Consider the following 25401-nt stretch of genomic DNA (forward strand, 5'->3'; position numbering starts at 1 on the left):
TTATGCCGCCGCTTCGGACTGTTCCCGTTTTCTTACCTTTCCGATGACACGATACAGCACAACTACACTGCCAATCATTTGTACAAATAACGACGAACTAGCCCCCATCGCAGCACCTACTACCCCGTAATGAGGTACGAAGATCAGACAACATAAGCCATTAGTGAATGCTGTGCACAGAAACAATGGAATCTGGGCTTTGTACCTTCCGGTAGCCGTTATGGCGTACCACAGGTAGGATGAAATAAATACCAGCATGGTGGACGCCAGCAGCCAATGAAACAACCCTAACTCTCCTGCCACGTCTGAACTGAATAATAAGGTTAACAGCTTGTGTCCAAACAACCACCCAATCAAACAAGCGACCGCACTAAAACCCAAACCCATCGCTATCATTCGGCTGAGTAAAGTGACAAACTCCTTGTGTCTCCCGGCTGAATGCCACCTGGCAAGACGTGGTGTTATGGCTTCACCAAGTGCGGTGACGACAACATTACAGGCAACAATCATATATGAGAGTGAAGCATAAATACCTAAGTCATGCTCCCCTTTAAAATAGGAAATCGCGTATAATGGGATATTCGTATTTAACGACATCAACGCCAACACCACGCCTAGCGGTGAACTGACGATCAGTAAACTCCATAGGCTTCTTTTGTTGAAGAGTGGCCTGAGAGAAGTGTATATTCTTGCTTTACGAGCATCATATCCAATCGTTATCGCTAACCATCCGATAATCATGACTAACAAGGCAAGAACAAGGCTCTGTGTAGGGATAAATACGAGGATGAAGATTAGAATGGAGAATAACCCTTTTGCCATTCTGGAGATTGAGATTTGATCTAATCTCTCCTCCTTTTGAACGATGCCCAATAAAATATCACTGATTGATTCAACGATTCTATACAGACCGATGAAGAAAATAACCAATGCTGTATTCCAATCCAAACCACTCATAATGCAAAAGCCTGCGGTAATCGTAAACGCAAGGGCGGTTGTTATCAGCCGTAAGCCCAGAAAGTCTCCAAAACTGTATTTCCCCGATGAATCAACGATTAATACGGAACGAAGATGTAGATGCGACAGCATAAAGATCGGAGCAGTAACTGCAAGCCCTAGCGAATATTGCCCCACGATTGCCGATGACCCGAATTTATTCAGCAGGATCACAATCACAAACTGAGCACCAGCGTAAGTGATATTCCCGAGCAAATAACGAAGAGAAGCAAATGACATAGACGTCAGACCATTCCTGAAGAAGAGGCCCACTCGGCAAAATCTTCACCGCGAATCTTGGAACGCCTGCTCTTTTTCCGATAATTCAATACGGCTCCCAGCAAATGTGCTCCCTGCTGCTCTAACAAGTGCTTGGCAGAACTCGTGTGCTTTAAGAGTACTTTTCCGGATTTCACAACTAGCAATACCCCCTCAGTCATCGTTGCCAAAATAAGGGCATCCGAAAATGGCATTAATACAGAGGATGAGTCGATGACAATCGTATCAAAACGCACGCTCAGCTCTGTAAATAATCGCTTCATTCCTTCAGAGCCTAATAATTCAGCGGGATTTGGTGAAATCGGACCAGAGGTCAATACTGACAAACCTTCTGCATCCTCAATCGAAATAATGCAATCCTCTAAGCGGGTATGATCCACTAAGATACTGCTAAGTCCGATCCAATTAGGCAGATCAAATGCCTTATGCACCGTTGGCGTACGTAGATCCCCATCAATGAGAAGAACTGTCTTACCAGCTTCCGCCATGGCAATCGCCAGATTTATCGCTACCGTTGATTTTCCTTCATCCGGAAGCGAGCTTGTGACTAATAAAGAGCGGATCTCTCCACCAACGCGGGTATAACGAATATTGGAGCGTATGCTTCGGAATTGATCTCCGCTAGATGACTTCGGTTGTTCCAGGCAATATAATTTTGGCGTTCTCTTCTTCATAACTTGTGGCTCCTTCTGCTGATTTGGTTTTCGCTTTATTCCGCTGTTTACGTGGCTTCAATTTGCCCACGGTTCCCAGAAGCGGAAGCTGCAAATCAAGCTGAATATCTTTGGCACTTCTCACGGGTTTCTCCATCAATTCCCGGAGGATAGAGATTGCGATCCCGGTAATCAGCGCCAATCCGAAGGCAACAGCCATATTAAAGACCGGCTTAGGTGAGACAGGATCAGAAGGAACCTTGGCACGGTCGAGAAATACAACATTCTCCACTCCCATAATCGATTGAATATTCGCATTAAAGGCCTCTCCAAAGCCATTCGCAATATCTGTTGCCCGTTGAGCTTTTGAATTGGTCACAATTACCGTTGTTACGAGTGATTCACTATTGGTTCTTGTCTTCACATTTTTGAGCAACTCTTCCGCTGTCATTTTTAGCTGCAGCTTTCTGACAACCTCTTCCGCTATCCTGCTGCTTCGAATGATCTCCCCGTAAGTGGTTACCAGCTTTTGTCCGGCCATAATGTCATTAATTGCTTTCTGCTGCCTGTCCCCTTGAATAAGTATAGAAGCTGTCGCCTCGTATTTCGGCTGTAAAACGTAATAGCTAACACTACCAGCTAGCCCGACTGCAGCGATACATAATACAATAATGAACAGCAGCCTACGTTTTACTAGTTTCAAAATGCTGCCCAGTTCGAATTCCATCGATCATTTCTCCTAACTAGTTAATGTATTGTCGTCTCTTTAACAAGATTATTGTTGTATATTCATATTCTCTTTCTCTCAACATATGTCCAAGTCCGTACTTAAAATTTAAATGTCAAAATATTAAAGGGCTCATTTAGCTCACCTGTTAAAATCCAACAAAAAAAGGCATTCTTCCAGCTAAATCTACTGGTAGAATACCTTACATATAGTCTAACTAGTTCAGGAATGTACAAGTGCAGTCAACACCATCAGGAGATATCTTTACGTTTCAGAACATGATGAACATTGCTTAACATGCCGGATAGAACTCCAGCAATTGGGAATACTGCCCAATTGACGTCCCAGCGCCCATAGACAAAACCCGTGAACAGAAAAATCGCTGTCGCCAAAGGCCATAACACAGCCCCAACAATTCCAACAAATCGGTTCTCTTCCTGCTTCTCTGCAGTGATATTCGGCTCCTCCAGCAACTTCGTATAAGTACCCTGGATATTCCCGTAATAGATGAACAGAAACACCGCCACAGCCGCAATAAACAGAAAAGCAGCTACTCCATAGGGAGCATAGTCATCGTTGACATAGCTAGTGGTGAAGATAAAAGCCGGCGACAGCACACATAGGCAGACTCCTGTAATCAGAGAAAGACGGTAAGTCGGAGCATAAAGACTTTGGCTGCGTTGAAGCGCCATCTTTAGAGCATAAGGCAGCTGAAAGCCTTGCTCCAGACTCTTAAAGCGATCCAGCTTCATTCCGCTGTGTATAAACATCCCGACCGCGATAGCGACCAGCACGAACATTCCGACCAGCCCCAGCATCGAACCTTTATCACTCATAACAGCCTTATTTTCAAATATTGTATCCAGGGTGATCAAAAACGCCACTCCGCATGCGCAGAGGAAAACGCCGATACCCGTCCATAATCCAGCGCTTCGTCTGGCCGCCGCATAAGCGTAAACCTCTTCTTCCGTCAGCACCGGAATAGCCTGTTCCGGCACAACTGGATCGATGCCAAGCTCCGCTGTCAGCTCTTCAATATTGCCGAATTCCGATATGACGATACCAATCGCCTCATTCTCCGACTTGCCAGCAAGCTTCAGCTCCAGGTACTTCTCCTCCATCCCAGATAGCAGCTCTTGCTTCAGATGTTCCAGTTCCGGAGTCTTTGGCAGACCTGCAAACATATTATCCAGATATACTATGATCGTCTCCATGCTCTATCACCACTCCTTGATAAATTGGTTTACAACTTGCTGTGTAACCTTCCATTCCTCACATTTTTCTCGGTAATAGGCGAGACCCAAAGGGGTGATCCGGTAATACGTACGCCGCTTACCAAGACTCTCATCCAGATAAAAGGATTCTATATATCCGTTTTTCTCCAGTCGGGTGAAGGCAGAATATAACGTTGTCTCCTTCATGACATATTTCTCCTGCGTTAACTGCCTGATATTTTTGGAAATCTCGTACCCGTAAGATTCCCCGTCCAGCAGCATGTATAGGATCATCGTATCATTGTAGCCGCGTATAACATCACTGCTGATCAAAAATATCCCCCCATGATTACTCCATCTGTCGTAGTAGTTGCAGTATAACATAATTACTACGACAGATGAAGTAGTTAATGGAAAAATAGGCCAACATAATTTGAGGACCGAACCTTCCTTGATTAAATCACAATTGCTGTCTGCGCATGACGTAGCTTCCAATACGGGGTTAGGTATACGAAGGTGCAGGCCAGTAGTGCTTGCGGGGACGATGGTGTTTACTAGTAGGCTGTTTGCGAGGGCGGGGGTGTTTACTAGTAGGCTGTTTGCGAAGTCGATGGTGTTCACCAATTGGTTGTTTGCAGGACGATGGTGTTTACTAGTAGGCTGTTTGCGAAGTCGATGGTGTTCACCAGTTGGCTGTTTGCAGGACGATGGTGTTTACTAGTAGGCTGTGTGCATAGACGGTGACGTTTACCTACTCTTACTTTGGCGGACGAGATACTATCGGACTCAGTTGGCGTTATTCGAGGCATTTTACTACTTTTCAGGTTCTATCGGACTCCAACGCTCCTATTGGCGCACAAAACATCATATTTAGGGCCCTTTCTAGGGAATAGCTGCACTGGAGTCCGAAACTGCGCTGGAACTGCGAAAAACATACTAATAACGCCATTGGGGTCCGTTAGCCTTCCTTGCCCCATTATCTATTGAAGCAACAAACCAACGCTGGTTTGTTTTCCTTTTTATTGAACCTTAATACAATAAGGTTGACTGCAAGAACATAGGTGTTTACTTCCCCTTACTTTGGCGGACGAGCTACTATCGGACTCAGTTGACCTTATTCGCAGAAATTCCCCACTTTTCTGATCCTATCGGACTCCAATGCACCTATTGGCGCACAAATCACCATATTCGAGCCTACTTCTAGGGAATAGCTGCACTGGTGACCGAAACTACGCTGGAACTGCGAAAAACATACTAATAGCGTCATTGCGGTCCTTTAGCCTTGCTTGCCCCAATATCTATTGAAGCAACAAACCAACGCTGTTTTGTTTTCCTTTTTATTGAATCTTAATACATTAGTTAGTTAATTACCCTGGACGAGATACTATCGGACTCAGTTGACCTTATTCGCAGAAATTCCCCACTTTTCTGATCCTATCGGATCCTAATGCACCTATTGGCGTACAAATCACCATATTCGAGCCCACTTCTAGGGAATAGCTGCACTGGAGTCCGAAACTACGCTAGAACTGCGAAAAACATGCTAATAACATCATCTGGGTCCGTACCACAGTGGATGATTATGAGTCGGCGGTGTGATTGAGATTTAGATGTCGATTGTTGATGTTGATGTTGATTTTGTTGATGTAAATTCAAGCGAACGGAGTCAAAGTCAGCAAGTCAAAACACAAAACAGCGGTTCTCCCGTATTGGGGAGAACCGCTGTTTTGTTGTTTTTTTATAATCAATGAAATAGTTAATCATTGCTAACGAATACACCAACTTGAATACGTTGACCTATTAATGTCGTGTACGGAGCATACGTCCAACAAAATAAAGCATTTGTTTACGTGTAAAAAAACGTGACATTTGAGCAGAAATATAATTTGTAAATCCTGGGACAGCAAATACTTTTTTAGCCTGAAGCGACCGAAGAGCCACTTGAACGACATTTTCTGGAGTGTCTCGTTTGCCTACCGAAGCCTCATCGGCTCCCACGACATTAAAAAATTCTGTTTCCGTAGACCCCGGACATAACGCAAGAAATTGTACGCCCCGTTTCCGATTTTCCTCCCATAGCGCTTGAGTAAATGATAATACAAAAGCTTTTGTCGCTCCATATACAGCCATATTAGGGAGAGGTTGAAATGCAGCTGTTGATGCAACGTTTATGATCACTCCACTTTTTCTATTTAACATCTCTGGCAAAAACAAATGGGTCAGATCTACAACCGCCAAAACATTTAGCATCACTTCTTCATGTTGTCTCGAACCAGATAGTTGTTCAAAAAGCCCATGCGTAGCAAAACCTGCATTATTAATAAGAATATCAACGTTCAAGCCACGTTCTACACATTGTTGATAGAGCCTTTCAGGGGAACCTTCTTGAGATAAATCAGCAACTAGAACCTCCGCTTGAATTTGAAATTCTCGTTTTAATTTTTCCGCTAAAGCAATCAGTTTATCTTCAGAACGGGCGACTAAAATTAAGTGACTTCCTTTGGCTGCAAGTTCTCGAGCAAACGCTTCACCTATACCCGAAGAAGCTCCGGTAATCAACGTCCATTTATTTTGAATTGTAATCATTGTTATCCTCTCTCCCTTTAACGACCATTTAGAAACAGTGTTTCAATAAGAATCATTGTATCCAAGTGAGGTTGTGTTGTCAAATAAAGTTCTACACATTTAATTATTGGCTATTTCTCTTCTACATCAGTAAAATAAGGGTTAGAAATAACGGCTATCTAAAAAAAGCTAAAGTAAAGTTCTAAGGAAGTGAAACTACATGCAAAAATCGTCCAAAATATCTTCTATAAATGCACAATCTGTTACAACCTACCCAAAAGCAAAACAACAGCATGCGGAAACATTAAGACTCAACATTATCGAAGCCGCTGCGGCCATTATGCATGAATCTGGACCCGAAGGTGTAACCATCCGTAAGGTTGCTGAAAAAATGGAATGTCCCACAAAAATCATTTATAACTTGTTTGGAAACAAGGAAGGTTTAGCGAAGGAGCTTTTTCTGCAAGGGTGTAAATTGTTGGCTGCTGCCTTTCAAGCGGTTCCAAAACAAGACAATCTAAATTTATATCTTCGCGAGCTTGGACAAGCTTATTGGGATTTCTCACGGAATCATACTAGCTATTATATGGTTATGTTCGGAGGAGCCTTTAGCGAATTCAAACCGGAGGAGGAAAGCTTACATGCTATCTTTACGGCACTACAACAAGTGATAGCCCTTATTACAGAAGCCATCGAACAAGGATTTATTAACGAAAAAGACCCTCTGCTTGTTGTGAACCTGGTGTGGGCGTCATTGCATGGCGTCATTCATCTGCATTTAGGGGGACATATTCAAAACGAGGAAACGGCTAAAATATTGTATGATAGATCGGTTTCCAATTTAATTCATACTTTCTTTAAAAAAGATTATTAATTCTAAAAAGGCCTCTTTGCAAGTCCCTACTCAACAAATTCAAGCCGTAATCTTGGGATATCCTTAGATCACGGCTTTTTTAACATGCTAAAAAAACACAAAAAAAAACGGCATTTCTGCCGCTTCTTCATCTCTCTAATTATGTCCGGCGCATATATGCACGCACAGTGATAGGTGCAAAAACCGCAACAATCACAGCGGCTCCGATAAGTGAAATAGCGAAATCCCAGCCTACGGTTCCAGAGTTAGCAAGCTCACGGACAGCTGACACAAGATGCGAGATTGGATTGACTTTGACAAACCATTGCAGCCAGTTAGGCATCGTATCTACAGGCACGAAGGCGTTGGATAGAAACGTGAGTGGGAACAACACAATCATTGATATCCCTTGTACGCTGGAAGCGGTTCGGGCAATCACACCAAAGAAAGCGAAAATCCAGCTAATCGACCAGGAGCAGACAATAACCAAAAGCGCAGCAATTGCGACATGCTCCAGACCGCCATCAGGTCGGTAACCCATAATATAGCCCATGACAAAAGTAAGCACAGTAGCGATCGTATATCGAATCGTATCTGCCAACAAAGCTCCGGCTAATGGGGCTATACGGGCAATCGGCAATGACTTAAAGCGGTCAAACACCCCTTTATCCATGTCTTCCCGCAGTTGGACACCAGTGACGATGGAGGTCGTAATTACAGTCTGCACTAGAATACCAGGAATAATAACGGGCAAATAGCTCACTACATCTCCTGATATGGCTCCACCAAAAATATAAGTAAACATTAATGTGAAAATAATTGGCTGCAGCGTTACGTCGAACAATTGCTCGGGTGTGCGACGGATTTTCAATATCCCGCGATAAGCCATCGTTAACGAGTTACGAACAGATTGCTTGAAGCTCGTATGGTTTTTCAATTGTCGGGTCGCACCTGGACTAATAGTAGAAGTTCTCATACTCATGCTCTTGCTGCCTCCTTATTCATTGATTCTTGTGACGCTTGGGACGCCTCATCCGTAACTCCATGGCCAGTGATCGTCAAAAACACTTCATCAAGCGTCGGTTTCTGCACACTCATCTCTGCGAGTGGAATCCCCGCTTCGCGGAGTGCAATAAGCAAATCAGTGACTAAATCAGCATTCGCCATCGGTGCAGTAATTTTTCCAGCCTCATTCGGCACAATAGACTGGATATGCAGCACATGTTCCACAATCCGGCGCGCTTGAGCGATATCTTTAAGATTTTGGACTTTTAAGTGCAGCGAGGTGGTGCCCACTGAAGCTTTTAGCTCATCCACGGTGCCTTCTGCAACGACATGGCCATGATCAATAACTGCAATACGATCTGCAAGCTGATCGGCCTCTTCAAGATACTGTGTAGTTAACAGCACTGTTGATCCTGTGTTCACCAACCGACGAATGGTATCCCACATTTGCGAACGTGTCCGTGGGTCCAGACCTGTTGTTGGTTCATCCAAAAAGATAAGCGGGGGCTGGGCAATCAGACTCGCTGCAAGATCCAGACGTCGGCGCATACCGCCAGAGAAATTTCGAAGCGGCCGTTTCGCCGCCTCCGTCAGACCAAACTCTTCTAACAACTCCGCTGCCTTTCGCCGCGCCTCTGCCCGCCCTAACCCTAAAAGACGTGAAAAGATAATCAGATTCTCTGTAGCACTAAGTGACTCATCCACAGAAGCATATTGTCCCGTAACCCCTATCAATTGCCGGACAATCTGCGACTCCTTTACCACATCATGCCCGAAGATTCGCGCCGACCCCGCATCCGGACGAAGTAACGTAGCCAGCATCCGAATTACCGTCGTCTTTCCTGCCCCATTGGGACCGAGAACGCCGTAAATCGTGCCTGCCTTAACGTTCAGATTTACTCCATCAACTGCGCGATTGTCACCAAACGTTTTGACGAGCCCACGCGCTTCGACGGCCCAATCTCCAGGGTTGGGCTCAATTATTTTTTTGCGTTCATTTACCATTACAATTCCTCCAACGTTTTAGTTTGTATTGTGATGGTAACTCCCTTTTATAAACTGAATTTAAACAACACAAAAAACCGGGGAGCGCGATCTCACGCCACCCGGTTTATCACTTCTCATCTGAGTCAGCCTCAACATATTCTTTAAGCGCAAACAATTTATTAGCCCAGTAACCTTCAAAAAAGGCAAGCCAATCTTGCAGCTCCAGCAAAGGTTCTGGCTGAAGCTTATACCGGGTCTCCCGTCCGACTTTCTGACTGCTAACAAGCTGCGCATCGGACAATACCTGTAAATGCTTATTAACAGCGGTTCGGCTGATCGGGTAGCAATCCGTAATAGATGCTATAGACATTTCCTTATTAGCGAGCAGCTTTAGCAGACTGCGTCGGGTAGGATCTGCTATCGCTTGAAATACATCATGTCCTGCTTCAGCAACCGGCATATTAAGCCTCGATATAAGCAGGAAGTTTTTCTTGGACGATTTTTTCCCAGCCGCTATTCATAAAGCCGCGTACGATTGGATGTGGTTGTCCAAATTCAGTAACTTTTTCAGGGTCCCATCCAGAATGAATCAAGGTAAATTCCGTTTTCCCTTCGATTTCTTTCAGTTCAAAAGCAAGATGCCAATCCTTCCCCCAATTAAAACCAACACGATTCGGAGGATCAACTTCAGTTACTTTACAAGGAGAATCTCCGAATTGTCCAGCATGCAGGATGAATTCATGCCCAACAACAGGCTCAAATGTACTAGGCATCCACCAGGCTGCCATTCCTTCTGCCGTGGCAACAGCTTTCCAAACCTTTTCTATTGGCGCATTTAGTAAAATCGTTTGACGAATTTCTTGTAAGGGTTCTTGAGTTTGCATAATAAATAGCCTCCAGCATTCATTTAATATAACACCTTTTGGGTTCGCTTTTCATTATAACACCTATAGGTGTTATGTCAATTTACAGATTTCCCTAATTCTCCGTTCGTTATTCAACGTCTCAATCCCTCAATAGTATCCTTTAACTGCTATAAAAAAAACCCTCCCTCGTTCATCCCGAAGAAGGGGCCTTCTATTACATCAGCTCTATGGTCAGTTTCTTGGCTTGACAGTTACTGTGATTTTCTCGCTAGATGTCTCGCCTGATGCATTGACTAATACCGCGTAGTATTCATATACACCTGGTGTCTTATCTTTAAGTTTCGTAACTGTCATCTGAGCCGCAAGGGTAGCCGTGCTTAGTGTCTGTGTGTCGATTACTTCTCCATTCTCATACAAACGGTACTCAGTACCATTGGTTCCCCACCACATATTCATCACAACGTCGTAAGTTCCATCCCCACTCCAGTTGTCGTGGGATACTATAGGCTTGCCCGGCGCTGCATCTGTAACAGTAAGGATTAGCGGATCGCAGGCAGTCGAACCGAAGCTGTTGACTAGCTCGCACGTGTACGTGTAGGTTCCATTTGATTTGCCCACAATATCCGTACTCATGGCTTGTGCATTCGGTGAGCTGTCCGTCAGCATCTGGGTACTGATCAGTACATCGTTTTCATAGAGCTTAAACTCGGTACCGTTGTTCCCCCACCAAAGATTCATCGTGACGGCATAGCTGCCATCTCGAAGCCCGGTGTCGTGCCCATTATTGTCAGATAACACTGGCTTTCCAGGGGCTCCACCAGCAAGCGGAGTTGTACTCTGGAGCCATTGTGACCAACGGACTAGAACCTCTGCCTGCTCAGAAGTGAACACCTGATTGCTCTGGAGATTCACTTCACTATTAAAAGCTTCCAGCAAGCTGTGAACTTCTGCGCCAGCATGCTGCTGAGCTTTTTCTTTGGCGATCGCCAGCTGCTGCTTAAGTGAATTGGTTACGTTTTCTAAATCTGGAGCACCCGTCTCAGCTGCAAAATTTTCGGTTAATGCCGACAAGCTGTCAAATGTCGCATATACACTATACGAATGCTCTGCCAGCCCGACATTGCCCGCCGCATCCTCGGCTTTCGCAGTTACACTATGAGTTCCCGCTTCCAGCGTATACGCTTTAACATCTGCGAGCGTTGAATCACATGGCGAATAAGTGATGCCTGATACAGTATCAGCTGCACTACAGGTGATGTTTAATGTCTGCTCTATGGTATAGGAACTCTCTCCTTTAATTACTACCTGTGGTGCGGTCCGATCAATCTTCACCACAGCAGTCTTCTGCGGCTGTTCCACATTACCCTCTCTATCAACGCTCCAATAAACTAACTTATGTGTTCCTTCATTGGACAAAATAACTGAATTCCCGGTTTGCTGCTCGCCATCGTTTACTGTGAAATAGGTTGCCGCAACACCAGAGCCCGCATCTGTAGCTGTGAAGGTTACCAACGTATCCTTGTTGGTCCAACCTTGTGGCGCATCATCCGTTGTCACCGGAGCTGTTGGGTCCGCCCCTTTCACTACGCCATAAAAGCGTAATTCCGCCATGTTACCAAACCAATTACTACTATTATAGATCCGGATATAACGATAGGCTTCTGCGTTACTAATACTTAAGGTCTGCCAATCCATCGTTTTTCCTGCAGGAGAGGAGATTGTCGTCCAGCTTGTATGATCATTCGAACCCTGAACCACAGTCCCATTAATTCGTGTAAAATAATTATCTTGCCTGGAAAGCACCTCTGCCTTGGACAGCTGGACCCTATTCCCTTCTTTAAAATCAAACGTTATAAATCCTCCATATCCACTGCCATTTACCCGAAAATCCGTAATTGTGCCTGCATTTCCATCGAATAATGATCCCACAACATTCCTGAGATCGGTGGGTGTTCTCCCACTGGAATCACTAAAATTAGTAATCGCAAGCACATTACTAATCAACTCAGTCTCATCGGGAATGTACAGAGAGGAACCATCTGTAGTTGATGTTTTTTCCGGCCCCTCGATTCCCTCCTTTGACTTGTATTTAATACTAAAGTTCACAAGTCCAGGTTGTGCCTTATTGCCCATGACCGCTTCAGCCGTCCAATTGATCTTATCGACAGTAGCAACGGTTGCGACTTGATCCTGAATAATGACATTCACTTGGTTAATTGCATCGCTTGCTTTAAAAGACAATTTCACCGTGTCCCCAGTCACAATTCGTTTCTGGATACTTTGGTCGGAGCTAATGGACACCGCATCAAGCTTTGAATTGATTGTAACATCACCATACAAACGTAGTTCAGCCATGTTTCCATACCAGTTGTTTCCATTGGTGATGCGGATATAACGATAGGGTTCTGTGCTGTTAATCGTCAACGTCTGCCATTCCGGCGTATTTCCTGCTACATTAGAGATCGTAATCCACGTCACATTGTCGTTGGAGCCTTGCACCACTGTTCCATTAATTCTGCCCGTATAATTGTCTTGCCTTCCGATTACTTCTACCCTAGACAGCAATGCCTGACCGCCTTCTTTAAAGTCAAAGGTTAGATATGCACCATAACCACTGCCATTTAAACGAAAATCAGTGATGGAACCTAAATGATTATCAAATAAAACTTTTGCTGTTGCCAAAAGATCAGCCGGATTTCTTCCACTGGAATCGATTAGGTTTGCTATCTCAAGCACATTAGCGATAAGTCCCGTCTGATCTGCAATGAATAAAGTAGAACCATCTGTTGTAAAAATAGTCTCTACTGCATCCGCTCCAGCTGCCGTTTTATAATTGATCTTAAATTTCACAGTACCTGATGGAACATTTTCATTCACCACAAGCTTAGCTGTCCAGTTGATATTGTCCACAGAACTGACTGCAACAGGCTGACCCTGTATATGGGCCGTGGCATTATGGATCATTTCTGTAGACTTAAAGGATAATTGAATCGTATCCCCTGGTATAATTCGATTTCTTAAGCTTTGATCCGAGTGAATGGACACGGACTCTAATTGATTTACTGTCTCATACCGCTGGCCAAAGATTCTAAATTCAGCAATTTCCAGCATAGTACTCGAAGGCTTTATCATTTCCATTTTCAAAAATCGGAATTTTTCATGCTCCAGGCCTGCTTGAACCTCAAGTCTCTGCATCTCTTCAGTAACTGTTGTCAAGCCGGGGGTTAAGCGGGTCCAATTTTCTTTGTCATTCGATCCGAACATTGCAACGCCGCCAATTCTCTCCGGAAAACTAGCTCTTACCTGAAGCTCAAAGCTTTCTGCTGATATTTGAAAATCCGGTCCTAAATCCATGTAATGCGCCCGATCCTGCGCTGTATAATACCCCACAAAACTATCATTTGTGTTGTCCAGCAGGTTCGGGACAGCGTTACCAAAGGTTGAGCTAACAAACATATTCGTAAAATTAACACTTCCATCTTTCATTAATGGCGTCAATTCTTTAAGACTTTGCACTGCGAGATTCAGGTCAAATAACTTCTGATAGAAGACCTCGTCAGTGGCAGTAGTAATTACATCCATTACCTCAGCGTGCACTTGCTTATAGTGAGCTAACGTTGCCGAAATGTAAGGCACATCAACATGATAAGGAGAAATGACGGCGTTGACGGCAGATTGCCGATCATTCGCTACTACAACACTAACATCCTTGGCTGTAACCGAAGTTCCATCTGCGGCACTCACTACAAAGGAGTAGGTTCCCGCATGTGCTCCAGACCAAGAGAAAACACCTGAAGTCTCATTGAACACTGCACCCTCAGGTAACTGATCCGCTTGATAGGTAACAACATCCGTTGCACCTGCGTCTGTCGCAGAGAAATCAAATTGAATTGCAGCTGTAGATCCCTCATAGGTAAATAAAGATACTGGTGCCTTTCCTGATGTAAATACTGGAGGGGTAAGCTGTGCCCCAGCTTTTAAATTAATATGGTCAATATCGACTGTTGTTCCATTTCCTTTTACATTAAAATAGACAAGATCGCTGAAGCCTTGGAACTCATTGAACTCATACTGAATATACCTCCATTGCCCCTTTGTATCAGGCAGCGTAACGGTATCGCCAAACACCTCCATGGTTGCTATGCCATTAGTCCGAATCTTAAAAGCAATGATTCGTTCGCCACTGCTTGCACCCACAAAAGCAATTTTACTGCCCTCATCTGTTGCGGTAATTTCAACGTAAGTAGTGTCTCCTTCTTGTTTTGTGGTGGAGTGACCATCAAGCTTCGTGTACCGGTCTTCTAGTTCTCTCAAATCTGGATTCGTTATCACCTTCGGCAAATTGAGCGTACCCTCGTCCTCTGCTTCTTTAGGAATGTACAGCCAATAATCCCCGCCTCCATCCGGAGACTCCCAATAGAAAGGCAATCGCTTAGCAAACATCTCGCTAAAATAAGGAGCTTCAACCTCCATATTTATTCCAGCTGTATATTTATAATAATAATAAAGATCATAGACATTACCGCCAATTCTCCCCCTGTAACCGCCAGCCAAGTGTTTATAGATAATCGTTGGATTTCCATTTACATCTGTATGTGCCGCCACTGGAATCCATGGTGTATCATGGCCAATCATATACTGCGCAAAGTAGTCGGCAGCTTTTAAAATCCGTTGATCTAGAAATTCATACGGCCCCACCGCATTTGGCGCACTAGAAACAGTCCCCTCTACCGGATTTACCTTTGTTTCCTGAGCCAATAATAAACGTGATAAAATCTCTACATTCGTTATATCCCCAGCGCCATGCGCCTGATCTCTGCCCATTTCAACATGCTGAACTACGGGTGGATTAACTTTTTCCCCTGTTACAATATTTGTATCAACCCATCTGAATAAAGCTTTTATCGCGCCATTTTGCCCCTGATCGACAGCGGTTTTATTGACGGTAAACCATTCAACTCCCTCATTGTACCTCTCTTTATTTCCTGTAAAAATATAACCTGACATAGCTCCAAGCAGCGGATAAAGATGCTGGTTCATAAAACGATCATTTGTGTGTTGGAACGTTTCAATAACCGGATTAATAAGATTATTCGTAAAATCAGCGACATCTTTTTCCGTCCATTTCAGCTCTTCAGTTTGAGCACTTGTGTACCTTAAGATTTCCGCCGCAGTAACCATTCGATTAAGTGGAATTCCTGTATGAATATGTGCATCATTAAAATACACGTATTTCTCAGGGTCCATCTGTGACCAAATCCGGATAATATGCATGGCATTGGCTCTGTAAACCTCATCACCCGATATTACATACAATAGAGCTTGTGTATAAGCCTTCAAACCATCCGCTATAAATCTTGAATTAAAGCCCTGGCTATTAAAAGCATCGCTCGCTGGTTTCAACGGATCCGCACCACTTTGATTGTTGGAAGTGACCGTCCTTGAAGCTGCCGGAGAGAGAAGCATCTGATTATAATAAGTGATCCAGGGTTCTTTTTGCGCCCGTACCTGTGTCCTAATATTCTCAAGAATATCCTTGGTCAGGCCAACACCCGGATGTTTGAATCCGCTTTCATCTATAATCTCATTAATGGTAGGTTGGTAATCCGTAATTATCGACAGCTCTGTCGATTCTACTGCGGCTCCTTCTGCCGATATAGGCACTAGCGTTACCAACAAACTTAAGGAAACTGTGATCCTAACAATACGTTTAAGCGATTTTCCAAAGAGTAGCTCTTTAAATGAATTCATTGTTCTCCTCCATTCATTTACATCCTCTGATTTAATGCAAATAAATACCGCTGGCAAATTCATTCACTACAAAATGTTTGTTATTCAGGTCGACAATAACCTCTCCATTAATCTGAAGATTATAAAAATAAATATCCTTCACACCTCTTTCCTCGTCATAGCCGAATATCCGGGAAGGATTGATATTCTTCCCATTGTAGGTGATATCGCTAAACTCTATATTTTCGATACATCGTCCTGGCACCGGATTATAGGTTTTATTCCACACCACGCGGACATCAAACAGCTGCCCCAGTTCAAAATCCTCCACCCGGATATTTTTGAAAGTAACCTTACGAACGGTATTGTTGTCCCCTGCACAGATTGCCATAACCCCCCAATAATTTTCCTGCGGCTCGTGATGCTCAAGCACATCGATATTTTCAAACCAAATATTTTCTATAAAATCGCCATTATGTTGGTGATCACCATGAATACCGACATGCATGGCATGAGCAACGTCCGCCCAGAGTATGGAATCTTTAACCGTGATATGGCGTGAGTCTCCATAATACTCTCCACGGCTGCCGTAAATGGCAATGCAATCATCAGAAGTTCTCAAGAACACATCTTTAATATCCACATTTGAGCTAGCCATCATATCAATTCCATCACACCAGCCGCGTGTACTGAAAGCTTTGAAGTTATGAATGCGGATATGCTTAGACGCTCCGATATATATACTGTAATGCGGAGGATCAAGCGTGATGATCCCTTCGATCTCAATCTGTTCAGAATGCTGGATTTGAACGCCTCTTAAATAAGTGGTTTTCTCCATATCCGCTAAATACAGAACACCTCTGCCGCGAACAACAACATTCTCAGCATGGTCAATCATTATGGATCCGCAAAGGATCGCGCCTCCGGCAATATAAACTGTGGTCCCAGAAGGGATATGCAGCATTGGATTCTCGAATTGATGAAGCCCGGGCATAAAATATATCGTCTGACGCTCCCCATTAGCCCTTTCTGACAAATGCTGAACTTGTTCTGCGATAGCCGCAAATTGATGTATTCCTGGTTGGACAAGCACTACATTATCATCGTCAAGTTTAGGTGGGGCTGTCTCCAAGGGGTTGGCAAAAAGATGCAAGTTACTAAAACGTTCTCCATTGATTTCAATGGAAAGCTTACACGGGTGCTCCAATGTGAACAAAAGGGTATTCTCTTCGATTTGAAAGGGAATATGGGTTGCCAAAGGGCGAATAACCGCTTGTTCAATCTGCCGGTTATTACAATGAACAGAGACCTCCACCGTGCCTTCCATATCAAAATAAACCATCGATGTCGATCGAACCTGATGCATATCCACCTTTGCTTCAAAAACAAACAGTGCTTGCCATACCCCACCAGGCTCTCGTACACTCACTGTAAAATCGTCTTTCCTCAGGGCTTCATTCGGCTGCTCATAAATAATTAATTCGCTCATTTCTACCTCCGTTATCTTAGAATCAACTCACTTAAGGGTTTAATAAATAGGCTGGAGCAAGCTTTTGCTCCAGCCTATCATCCAGTACTAATCAGCGAACCCTGCTATTTACGATCTGCCAGCACTTTATTTACCTCATCCGTTACTTCCTGGCCTCCGGCCTTTAGCCAGCTATCCTTGAAATTATCAAAATCTTTACCCGTGTTCGCTTCTCCTGTAATTGCTTTGATAACAAACGTATCTTGCAACGTCTTCAGATTGCCCCAATACTTGGGTTTGCTTGTTAATACGGCTGGTCCCAGTACATCTAGCAATGGTGTAACACCTGGAGTGATCTTGTCTCTCAAATCTAGCAATTCTTGTTTTACCGTATGTTTTTCCATTGAAGTGTCTGTGGAGCTAAGTGGATTATAGAAATTGCCCGCTCCCATCTTCGGAGCACTAACCTCTTCATCCGCTTTTGGAATGGCAAGGTCCCCTTCCATATCATAGCTCACACCCAATTGACCGAAACCTGCCAGCAGAAAACCTTCGGAATCCGTAGACACATATTCGAGAATTTCCATAATCTTATGACGTTTCTTCTCATCCTTTTCGAGTTGAACACCGAACAATACTGGCGCCTGTCTTGCACCATACGCGAAAGAATAAGCAACGCCATCTGGAGCTGTAAATGGCTTGCCAGGCACGAATATTTGACCTTTCTCTAGACCAGGTTTTGCGACAAACCCAGATTCTTTATAAAAATTGCCCCACTTCCCGTTATCCACCATACCCACTTTTTGGTCAGCAAATTTAATATTGATTTCGTTATTATCACTAGTTATGAATTCAGGATCAATCAGACCTGCTTTGTACCATTTGCTCAATAACGCCAATGCTGATCGCGTCTCTTCTGTAATGCCTCCATAAACTACGTTCCCGGAAGCATCCTTCTTGAACTGATAAGGGGAAACAGCAAATGCTGAGAATACACTTGTGAACAATTGCTCTGGAAGCTTGCCGCGGCCGATTAAGCCGTAAGTATCCTTCTTCCCATTTTTGTCCGGATCTTCATTAACAAATTTGGTGAGTACATCCTCAAGCTCTTCCAGGGTCTTTGGAGGTTCTGAGTAGCCAATATTTTTCAGCCAGGCTTCATTATAGCCCGGAATAAATCCATCAAGACCACCTGGCCAAATTTTCGGGATCCCCCAGTTTTTTTCGTTGTATAAGCCTACGCCCCATGCCCCGGAATCAACAGAATCCAATGCTGCTGCATATTTCGGCATCAGGGATTCAATTTCAGCCTTATCAATCGTCGCAATAATCCCTTGATCTGCCCATTGCACCATATCCGTTTCGTTTGCATCGACCGGGAAGATATCAGGAATATCTCCAGAAGCTAGAAGCACTGAAAATTGTTCTTTCCAAGTTCCACGTTCCAATTTAATATTTTTGATTTTTACATTAAATTTCTTCTCGAGCTCGGTTTGCACATAGTTACCGTCTTCTTCTGGCGTATTAAAGTTGTTCGCCCAAATAATTTCAATCGGAGCTTCAGCTACTGATGCCCCCCCTTGACCTTGATTCGTCGCCTTCGCTTCGTTAGTGCTATTATTCGCCGCATTCCCGCCGCAACCACTCATGACAAGTGAAGCCGATAGGGCTATCGCAGCAATTTCCAGCCATTTCTTGGATGTATGCCTCATATTCTTTTATTTCCTCCCTTTTTTTGTTCATCTATATATTTAGACAGCCCGCGGATATAGCGGACTGTTTAAACCGTTCTAAGCCTTCTAACCCTTAAGTGATCCAACCATAATTCCTTTGACGAAGAAACGTTGCAGGAATGGATAGATCATTAATATAGGCAGCGCTGTAAACATAATAATAGCCGCTTTGACCATTTCAGGAGCCTGCTCATTGGTAGGAAGTGGTAACATCGGATCTCCTTCGGCTGAAATAACAAGCCGTCTTAAGAAAAGCTGCAGTACAATCTTTGATTGATCCTGCATATACAACATTGCATCAAACCAAGCGTTCCAGTGCCCTACTGCAGTCCAAAGGGCTAATGTTGCTAGAACAGGCTTCGACAGCGGAATAACAATCGTAAATAAGATCCGCATATCATTAGCCCCATCTATTTTAGCTGAATCCTCCAGTTCCTCCGGTATACCCATAAAGAAATTTCGCAGGAGCAGAAGATTAAACGTGCTGAGCAGGCCGGGGACAATATAAACCCATAACGAATTTATAAGTCCCAGACTTTTGATTAGCAGATAGGTAGGGATAAGCCCGCCGCCAAAAAACATCGTTACGACAATGAACATTGTATAAAATCCCCGGTGCGGCAAATATTTACGAGATAGCGGATATGCTCCCAGTGACAGAAACACGAGTGTCAGAACTGTTCCTACAACTGTGCGGAAAACCGTATTCCCCATCGTTTGCCAGACCGTATCTGTTGTCAGTACACGCTTCCAAGCAAAGAAGGAAACTTCTTTGGGATAGAAATGAATTCCCGGCCGTAGTGCTTCCGCAGGGGTGCTAAACGATATAGAGAGCACATGCAAGAAGGGATAAATCATCGTAATACAAAGAATGATTACAAATAGGATTAGAAAGACTTGGAATACTTTTTCACCAGTGGATAGCTTCAATTGTAGTTACTCCTTCCTTACATTCATTCATTAATAAAGACCTTCCTGCCCCATTTTTTTCGTTATGAAGTTAGCAAATAACACCAGGATAAGACCCACCACATTTTTAAATAATCCAACAGCCGTCGTTAGACTGAACTGAAAGTTTTGCAGACCTATCCGGTACACATAAGTATCTAACGTATCCGCCACCCCATATACAGCTGGTGAATAAAGTGTTAAGACTTGATCGAAGCCAGCATCCAGCACACTCCCTACCCGAAGAATAAGCAGAATAGCAATCACCGGCAGGATCGAAGGAATGGTGATAAATAACGTTTGTTTCCAGCGATTGGCTCCGTCCAGAACTGCAGCTTCATACATTTGGGAATCGATGCTTGCTAATGCAGCTAAGTATATAATCGTTCCCCAGCCGATTTCCTTCCATATTCCTGACATAACGAGCGTAAAGCGGAAATATTTCTCGCTGCCTAAAAAGTAAATGGGATCAAAGCCGAGCCACTGAATAATATAATTGACCACACCGGAATTCGGAGATAACAAAGTGATCAATATCCCCCCTATAACGATCCAGGATAAGAAATGGGGTAAATAGGATATCGTCTGTGCAACCTTCTTGAAGAAGGAAAACCTAAGTTCATTAAATAACAGCGCCAATATGATCGGTGCAGGAAAACCAAAAATAATATGGTAAAAACTGATAATAAGCGTGTTCTTAATGATTTTCCAAAAGTCGGGTGAAGCTGTGAACAAGTATTCGAAATGCTTTAAGCCGACCCAAGGACTTCCCCAAATTCCATCACGAATAAAATAATCTTTAAAGGCCAGTTGAATGCCATACATCGGGCCATAAGCAAATACGGTATACCAGATGATCACGGGAGCTAGTAATAAGAATAAATATTTGTTTTTTTTGTATTGGCGCCAAGTATGTGTCCACCTCGAGACTTTCGGCTTAAGATTCTCTCCCTGTTTTTGAATGCCAGCAGTGCTTGCCGGGTTCATAGTTGTTTTCTCCTTCCGAATACGATTTTGCGTTAAGACTGTGTCTGAACACCCCTTACGTTAGGGCATTGTAAGCGCTTTTTCTATTGTAAATTCATTAAAATCAGTAAATTATCTTCGTATTGGGGCTATAATTTTTCGAACAAAAGAAAAGACAATCGCGAGACGATTGCCTTTTCCACATGGATTGGAGAATTATGCACTTGAATGGTTCGAATGGTTTGCATTGCCTGCGTTCCTATACTGGACCGGTGTAACTCCGTAACGTGTTTTGAATTTGTTGTGAAAATATTGCGGGTTACGATAACCCACCTGAGCAGAAATCTCAGCCACGGACAGCTGCTTTTTTTCTCTTAATAAATCAGCCGCCTTCTCCAACCGCACTCGGGTTACATATTCAGTGAACGATTCATTCATAACGGTTCCGAACAAGGTAGAAATATACGATGGCGCCAACGAAGCAACCTCAGATAATTTATTTAGCGATAAATCCTCTTGAATATTATCATCGATAAAGATTTTTAATTTATGAATGATCTCTGTATGTGCGTGGTTTCCTGACTCTTGAATATAAGCTGTAATTTGTACCGATAAATCACGAATGGAATCAAGGGTTTCGGACAACGTCTCCTTTTTGAACTCATCGAACAGACTGGAAGGCGAAACGATTTGTTGCAGATCAAGCTCAATAATGGTCTGATACAGGACCGTAACCAACTGAAGCAGGCCTAACTCAACCGTCTCCAATTGGACATCACCTTTCTCCATGACCCTTTGGAAATCGTCCATAAACCTGTTCATCGTAACGTCATTGCCCGCCTTTAAGGCGTTTTTATAAAGATCAAAAGAGAATAAGTGTGGCGTAACATCGTTAAGCGGGATATGTGAATACCGCGCAATAGCTTCCGAACCATAGATAAACCGATATCGATAGGCATGTAAGGCATTTTGATACGAAAAGGGGATTTCTTCAGGTGCCTGAACCTTCGATCCAAGCGCTGCTCCAAAGTGTAGTTGCTCAGGCAACACATTTTTTATAAGCTCCAGTTCCTTCAATAATAAAAGCTCCAGCTCTTCGTGATCCTTATTCAACTCACTGAAATAGATAAGCGCCGCTTCCTGGGTATTTAAGCTGACGAATTTATAAAAGCTATAGGCAGCATGCTGTTCATAAAAAGCCCTGAATTCCTCGCAATCTCCCTTAGTTATACGAATATAGCTAGTCATGTAATGACATTGCAAAGGTAAATAATCGTAGTAATCCGAGCCAACGCCTGCACCTAATACCAGATTTTTTAGTTCATTCACTTTAGCTTTAGATTCTAAGGTTTCGATTTTTTGACCTAGCTTTGAGATTGTACTACCAATAATAGCGAATTCATTTTGCGAATAGTTTACGGTGCCTGGATGATAAAAGCTGCGAACATTGTTAACAAGCTTCTTCATCGGAACATATACACGTTTGGAAATCAAATAAGCGAATAGAAGCCCAATTAACAATACCAGGATACAGCTGACAAATATTTGGCTCTTCAGCTGCTTTGATGAGGATACAAATGAATTCATAGGCCGTATTAATACGTATTTCCATTGATTATTCGAGGTTTGGTCATTTTTAAAAGACAACACATATTTGTCGCGTTTATTATAATGAATTTCCTTATTATTCCCCGCTGACTTCATCCATTGCTTAGCAGTCTTAAGCCCCTCTTCGACGTTCGAGCCCGTATGGATAATAGGGCTGCCCTTTTCATCAAAAGCATATAGCTTTTCCATCGGCGAGCTCATCGTGCTGGAAATCATTTTATTGATGTATTCTAAGCTAACGTCAATGTACATGGTGCCTGTTGATGTTTTTGATAAAGCACCATAGGGAAGGGCGATTGCGTAAGTCAACACCTCTTCTTCATCCGATAACGTTCTGTATGTCCAGCGGTTTAAGGCTGGTGTCACTGAAGTTTTCAAGAAGGAAGCATCTGGAGAATTGTCCAGCTTCGAATAAAATTGGCTGTTATCGATGATATAATTTCCTTTCTCGAAGTATGTGGATATTTTGTAAACGCCTTCATTAGTAAGCTTGAAAATTTCGAGATCCTTGCGAAAAGCTAATATTCTGCTCGTATTGCCTTCCCATTCACTGTCCAGTAAATAATTCAGCATAGACTGATTTTCTAACGACAAGGTAGACACTGCTCGGTTGCGGATACTGTTTTCGTATTTTTGCAGCAGCGTATTCTCCACAAAATCACTTGAAGTCATCAGTCGTTGCTTACTGTCTCTGGCAATCTCATCCACCATTAAGCGATTAGCCTGAACATACAGATAACTGCCCACAAGTCCGATTAAAACAACGGCTAATAATGTGAATGAAAAAATCAGATGGGTAAACCATGTGCCTCCATTTCTTACTCTGCCGCCGATCTTCATCACAAGCCCCCCTTTAGTTCATAACCCTATCTCTGTAACTTTCTAAATTGAAAGCATTTATAATTAAAGATACTAAAATGCACCAACTTTAGCCATTATAAAATCTTCTGTTTAAAGATAACGCATCTTATAAAACCGAAAAAAACAGGCTTCCCCGAAATTAATCGCTGGAAACCTGTTTATTAACCTATACAAAACATCTATCGCGACAAAGAAAGTAACTTCAATGCCCCCGCTCCCTTTTTGAATATTCCTTCACCCATGCAATCCATTCTAACCTGTGCGTATACATAAGGATCACAAAGCTCCCAAACCATACCCACAGGATAGGAGCAGACCACTTACTGATGCACAAATAAACAAAAAGGAGCAGCATTCCGCTAACCACTTGCACACCATCCGAGACAGGTGAATTCCCTCTGCTTTTGTACCCGCTGCCGAGCACTTTCAACACTGCCAGGATAACTGCTAATCTAATGCTAAAGAGGCCTTGAATCCTGTCAACGCGCTCCATACCCCAAAGGTTACGGCGATCGCCTTCCCTCCTTTTCCTTTAAGAAATGGAGAGAAGGCATGACCGGCAATAGGAGCTAAGGCTAGCGGAATAATGAAATAACCCTGACTATAATGACTTTCCATTACCCATAAAAGAGGCAAATATCCTTTTAAAAAATCCAACAACACCCCAAAAATTCCGAATTTATAGCCAGATGACTTCCATAGATTCAAAGCCCCCGGATTACCGTCGCCAATGTCTTTCAAGTTCTTTTTACGCGCAAGACCAAGCCAATAGGAAAACATAAGAGATCCCGACAAAAATAAACCCGCGACCCACAATATGATCATTAGTCCCTAGGGCCTCCCACCTGGATCTGCCTTCCTTTCCAGCTTACATGCCTCAGAAAAACAACCTGATAAATCGAATACAGCATGATCAAGATAAAGAAAACAGTTGCCACCACGTGAAATACAGGAATAACGATGCCAAATACACCTACATATTTTATAAAATAAAAGAGCTGGAACATATAAAGGAGATAACCGATCAATAAAGGCATAAACCAGGTAGTATTCGCAAAAATAAACACAGTTTCTGAGATGATGAGTCCGATCACCCAAAGCGCGATTGGAATAATTGTCCGCGGACTTATCGTTGAGGTGCTTAAGACAGCCCCTTTACTGAAGCCTTCAATCTCACTTTTTATCCCCTTCGGATACATACGAAAAGATACTAAGCCATAACCGATAAAATTTCTAATGGGAACACCTGCAGCGATAAACTTCTCTCCTAAAGACAAATCATCCAGCACTTCAGATCTAATGCTTTGATGGCCATTAACTTTTTCATAATCCTGCCTTAAAGCTAGAATACACGAACCGTATAATCCTTTTTTAGCGTTATTCTTTTCAAAAACAGAGGTGAATGTGAAGATCCCCAGCATATTCATGATTAAGGCAAGTTTCTCAAACAGCTTTTCTGTATGATGAAAAGGAACTACCGAAATGACACCTTTCGATAGCTCCCTTGCTTTTAATAATGAGGCCAGAGCGTTAGGCTTTAACCGGATATCTGCATCCAGAAAAGCAAAAATATCGCCCGAAGCTTGTAAATACCCATTCCAGATTGCCCAGCTCTTGCCCGTCCATCCCTCAGGGAGACTGCTGTTGGCAATAACCTTAACTCCATAGCTTTCGGCAATTTTCTTGGTCCGATCCTCCGAGAAATCATCCACAACAATAATTTCATAGGGGGCAATGGTTTGGAGCTGGAGTGAGTCGAGCAGAAAACGCAAATTGTATTCTTCATTTCTTGCGGGGATGATGATGGACAATTTCTCCGGTCCTTGAAAATGTTCGGGATGGGCGGCCAATATATTCTTTCTAAACAATATAAAACCGGAGAGACATCCAACACCTATAATAATTAACAACCACATTTACAGCTCCCCCCTCCTATAGCTAT

At 43.2% G+C, this 25401-nt stretch carries 19 protein-coding genes; 1 reads left to right on the forward strand and 18 read right to left on the reverse strand.

What is annotated here, in order from left to right; genetic code table 11:
* The 6 genes from NSQ91_RS18755 to NSQ91_RS18780 all read right to left on the reverse strand — a co-directional run bounded on the left by NSQ91_RS18755 (position 1) and on the right by NSQ91_RS18780 (position 6455).
* Positions 1 to 1236, reverse strand: a complete 1236-nt coding sequence (locus tag NSQ91_RS18755) for an oligosaccharide flippase family protein (protein ID WP_340919344.1) — start codon at positions 1234 to 1236, stop codon at positions 1 to 3.
* Positions 1237 to 1241: 5 nt separating this feature from the next.
* The gene (locus NSQ91_RS18760) at positions 1242 to 1949 is read right to left on the reverse strand and encodes a CpsD/CapB family tyrosine-protein kinase (RefSeq protein WP_340919346.1); all 708 of its coding nucleotides are present in this window, start codon (positions 1947 to 1949) and stop codon (positions 1242 to 1244) included.
* A complete protein-coding gene (locus tag NSQ91_RS18765) occupies positions 1897 to 2655 on the reverse strand; it encodes a YveK family protein (RefSeq protein ID WP_339168319.1) in 759 nt (252 codons plus the stop codon). Before NSQ91_RS18765 ends, NSQ91_RS18760 begins: the two co-directional genes overlap by 53 nt.
* A 251-nt stretch (positions 2656 to 2906) precedes the next feature.
* Entirely contained in the window at positions 2907 to 3869 is a 963-nt protein-coding gene (locus NSQ91_RS18770; RefSeq protein WP_076182428.1) for a permease prefix domain 1-containing protein, read from the reverse strand.
* Between the two features lie 6 nt (positions 3870 to 3875).
* Positions 3876 to 4202, reverse strand: a complete 327-nt coding sequence (locus tag NSQ91_RS18775; RefSeq protein ID WP_076129753.1) for a PadR family transcriptional regulator — start codon at positions 4200 to 4202, stop codon at positions 3876 to 3878.
* 1467 nt (positions 4203 to 5669) lie between these two features.
* Entirely contained in the window at positions 5670 to 6455 is a 786-nt protein-coding gene (locus NSQ91_RS18780; protein ID WP_076304439.1) for an SDR family NAD(P)-dependent oxidoreductase, read from the reverse strand.
* Positions 6456 to 6654: 199 nt separating this feature from the next.
* On the opposite strand from NSQ91_RS18780, the gene NSQ91_RS18785 reads away from it, so the two are divergent.
* A complete protein-coding gene (locus tag NSQ91_RS18785) occupies positions 6655 to 7308 on the forward strand; it encodes a TetR/AcrR family transcriptional regulator (protein WP_340919352.1) in 654 nt (217 codons plus the stop codon).
* Between the two features lie 139 nt (positions 7309 to 7447).
* On the opposite strand, the gene NSQ91_RS18790 is transcribed toward NSQ91_RS18785, so the two are convergent.
* From NSQ91_RS18790 to NSQ91_RS18845, 12 genes are all read right to left on the reverse strand, one after another.
* Complete coding sequence (locus tag NSQ91_RS18790) at positions 7448 to 8263, reverse strand: ABC transporter permease (protein ID WP_076129863.1); 816 nt, start codon at positions 8261 to 8263, stop codon at positions 7448 to 7450.
* Positions 8264 to 8265: 2 nt separating this feature from the next.
* Positions 8266 to 9297, reverse strand: coding sequence for an ATP-binding cassette domain-containing protein (locus NSQ91_RS18795; protein ID WP_340919354.1), 1032 nt, complete (start codon positions 9295 to 9297; stop codon positions 8266 to 8268).
* A 109-nt stretch (positions 9298 to 9406) separates the two neighbouring features.
* On the reverse strand, positions 9407 to 9739 hold the full coding sequence (locus NSQ91_RS18800; RefSeq protein ID WP_038571799.1) for an ArsR/SmtB family transcription factor: 333 nt from the start codon (positions 9737 to 9739) through the stop codon (positions 9407 to 9409).
* 1 nt (position 9740) lies between these two features.
* Positions 9741 to 10163, reverse strand: a complete 423-nt coding sequence (locus NSQ91_RS18805; protein WP_076129854.1) for an SRPBCC family protein — start codon at positions 10161 to 10163, stop codon at positions 9741 to 9743.
* Positions 10164 to 10376: 213 nt separating this feature from the next.
* Entirely contained in the window at positions 10377 to 15896 is a 5520-nt protein-coding gene (locus NSQ91_RS18810; protein ID WP_340919359.1) for a discoidin domain-containing protein, read from the reverse strand.
* 31 nt (positions 15897 to 15927) lie between these two features.
* The gene (locus NSQ91_RS18815) at positions 15928 to 17364 is read right to left on the reverse strand and encodes a glycosyl hydrolase family 28 protein (RefSeq protein ID WP_340919362.1); all 1437 of its coding nucleotides are present in this window, start codon (positions 17362 to 17364) and stop codon (positions 15928 to 15930) included.
* 104 nt (positions 17365 to 17468) lie between these two features.
* Positions 17469 to 19055, reverse strand: coding sequence for an extracellular solute-binding protein (locus NSQ91_RS18820; protein WP_340919365.1), 1587 nt, complete (start codon positions 19053 to 19055; stop codon positions 17469 to 17471).
* Between the two features lie 87 nt (positions 19056 to 19142).
* Positions 19143 to 20006 (reverse strand): carbohydrate ABC transporter permease, encoded by an 864-nt coding sequence (locus NSQ91_RS18825; RefSeq protein ID WP_076129850.1) that lies wholly within the window; start codon positions 20004 to 20006, stop codon positions 19143 to 19145.
* A 30-nt stretch (positions 20007 to 20036) separates the two neighbouring features.
* Positions 20037 to 21011, reverse strand: coding sequence for an ABC transporter permease (locus tag NSQ91_RS18830; RefSeq protein ID WP_076129849.1), 975 nt, complete (start codon positions 21009 to 21011; stop codon positions 20037 to 20039).
* A 195-nt stretch (positions 21012 to 21206) separates the two neighbouring features.
* Positions 21207 to 23438, reverse strand: coding sequence for an AraC family transcriptional regulator (locus NSQ91_RS18835; protein ID WP_340919374.1), 2232 nt, complete (start codon positions 23436 to 23438; stop codon positions 21207 to 21209).
* A 468-nt stretch (positions 23439 to 23906) separates the two neighbouring features.
* Complete coding sequence (locus NSQ91_RS18840) at positions 23907 to 24284, reverse strand: glycerol-3-phosphate acyltransferase (RefSeq protein WP_256716520.1); 378 nt, start codon at positions 24282 to 24284, stop codon at positions 23907 to 23909.
* On the reverse strand, positions 24284 to 25375 hold the full coding sequence (locus NSQ91_RS18845) for a glycosyltransferase (RefSeq protein WP_076304444.1): 1092 nt from the start codon (positions 25373 to 25375) through the stop codon (positions 24284 to 24286). The genes NSQ91_RS18840 and NSQ91_RS18845 overlap by 1 nt, the downstream gene beginning before the upstream one ends.
* Positions 25376 to 25401 lie beyond the last annotated feature (26 nt).

This window comes from Paenibacillus sp. FSL R7-0048 (assembly GCF_038004505.1).
In the GTDB taxonomy this organism is placed as follows: domain Bacteria; phylum Bacillota; class Bacilli; order Paenibacillales; family Paenibacillaceae; genus Paenibacillus_AQ; species Paenibacillus_AQ odorifer.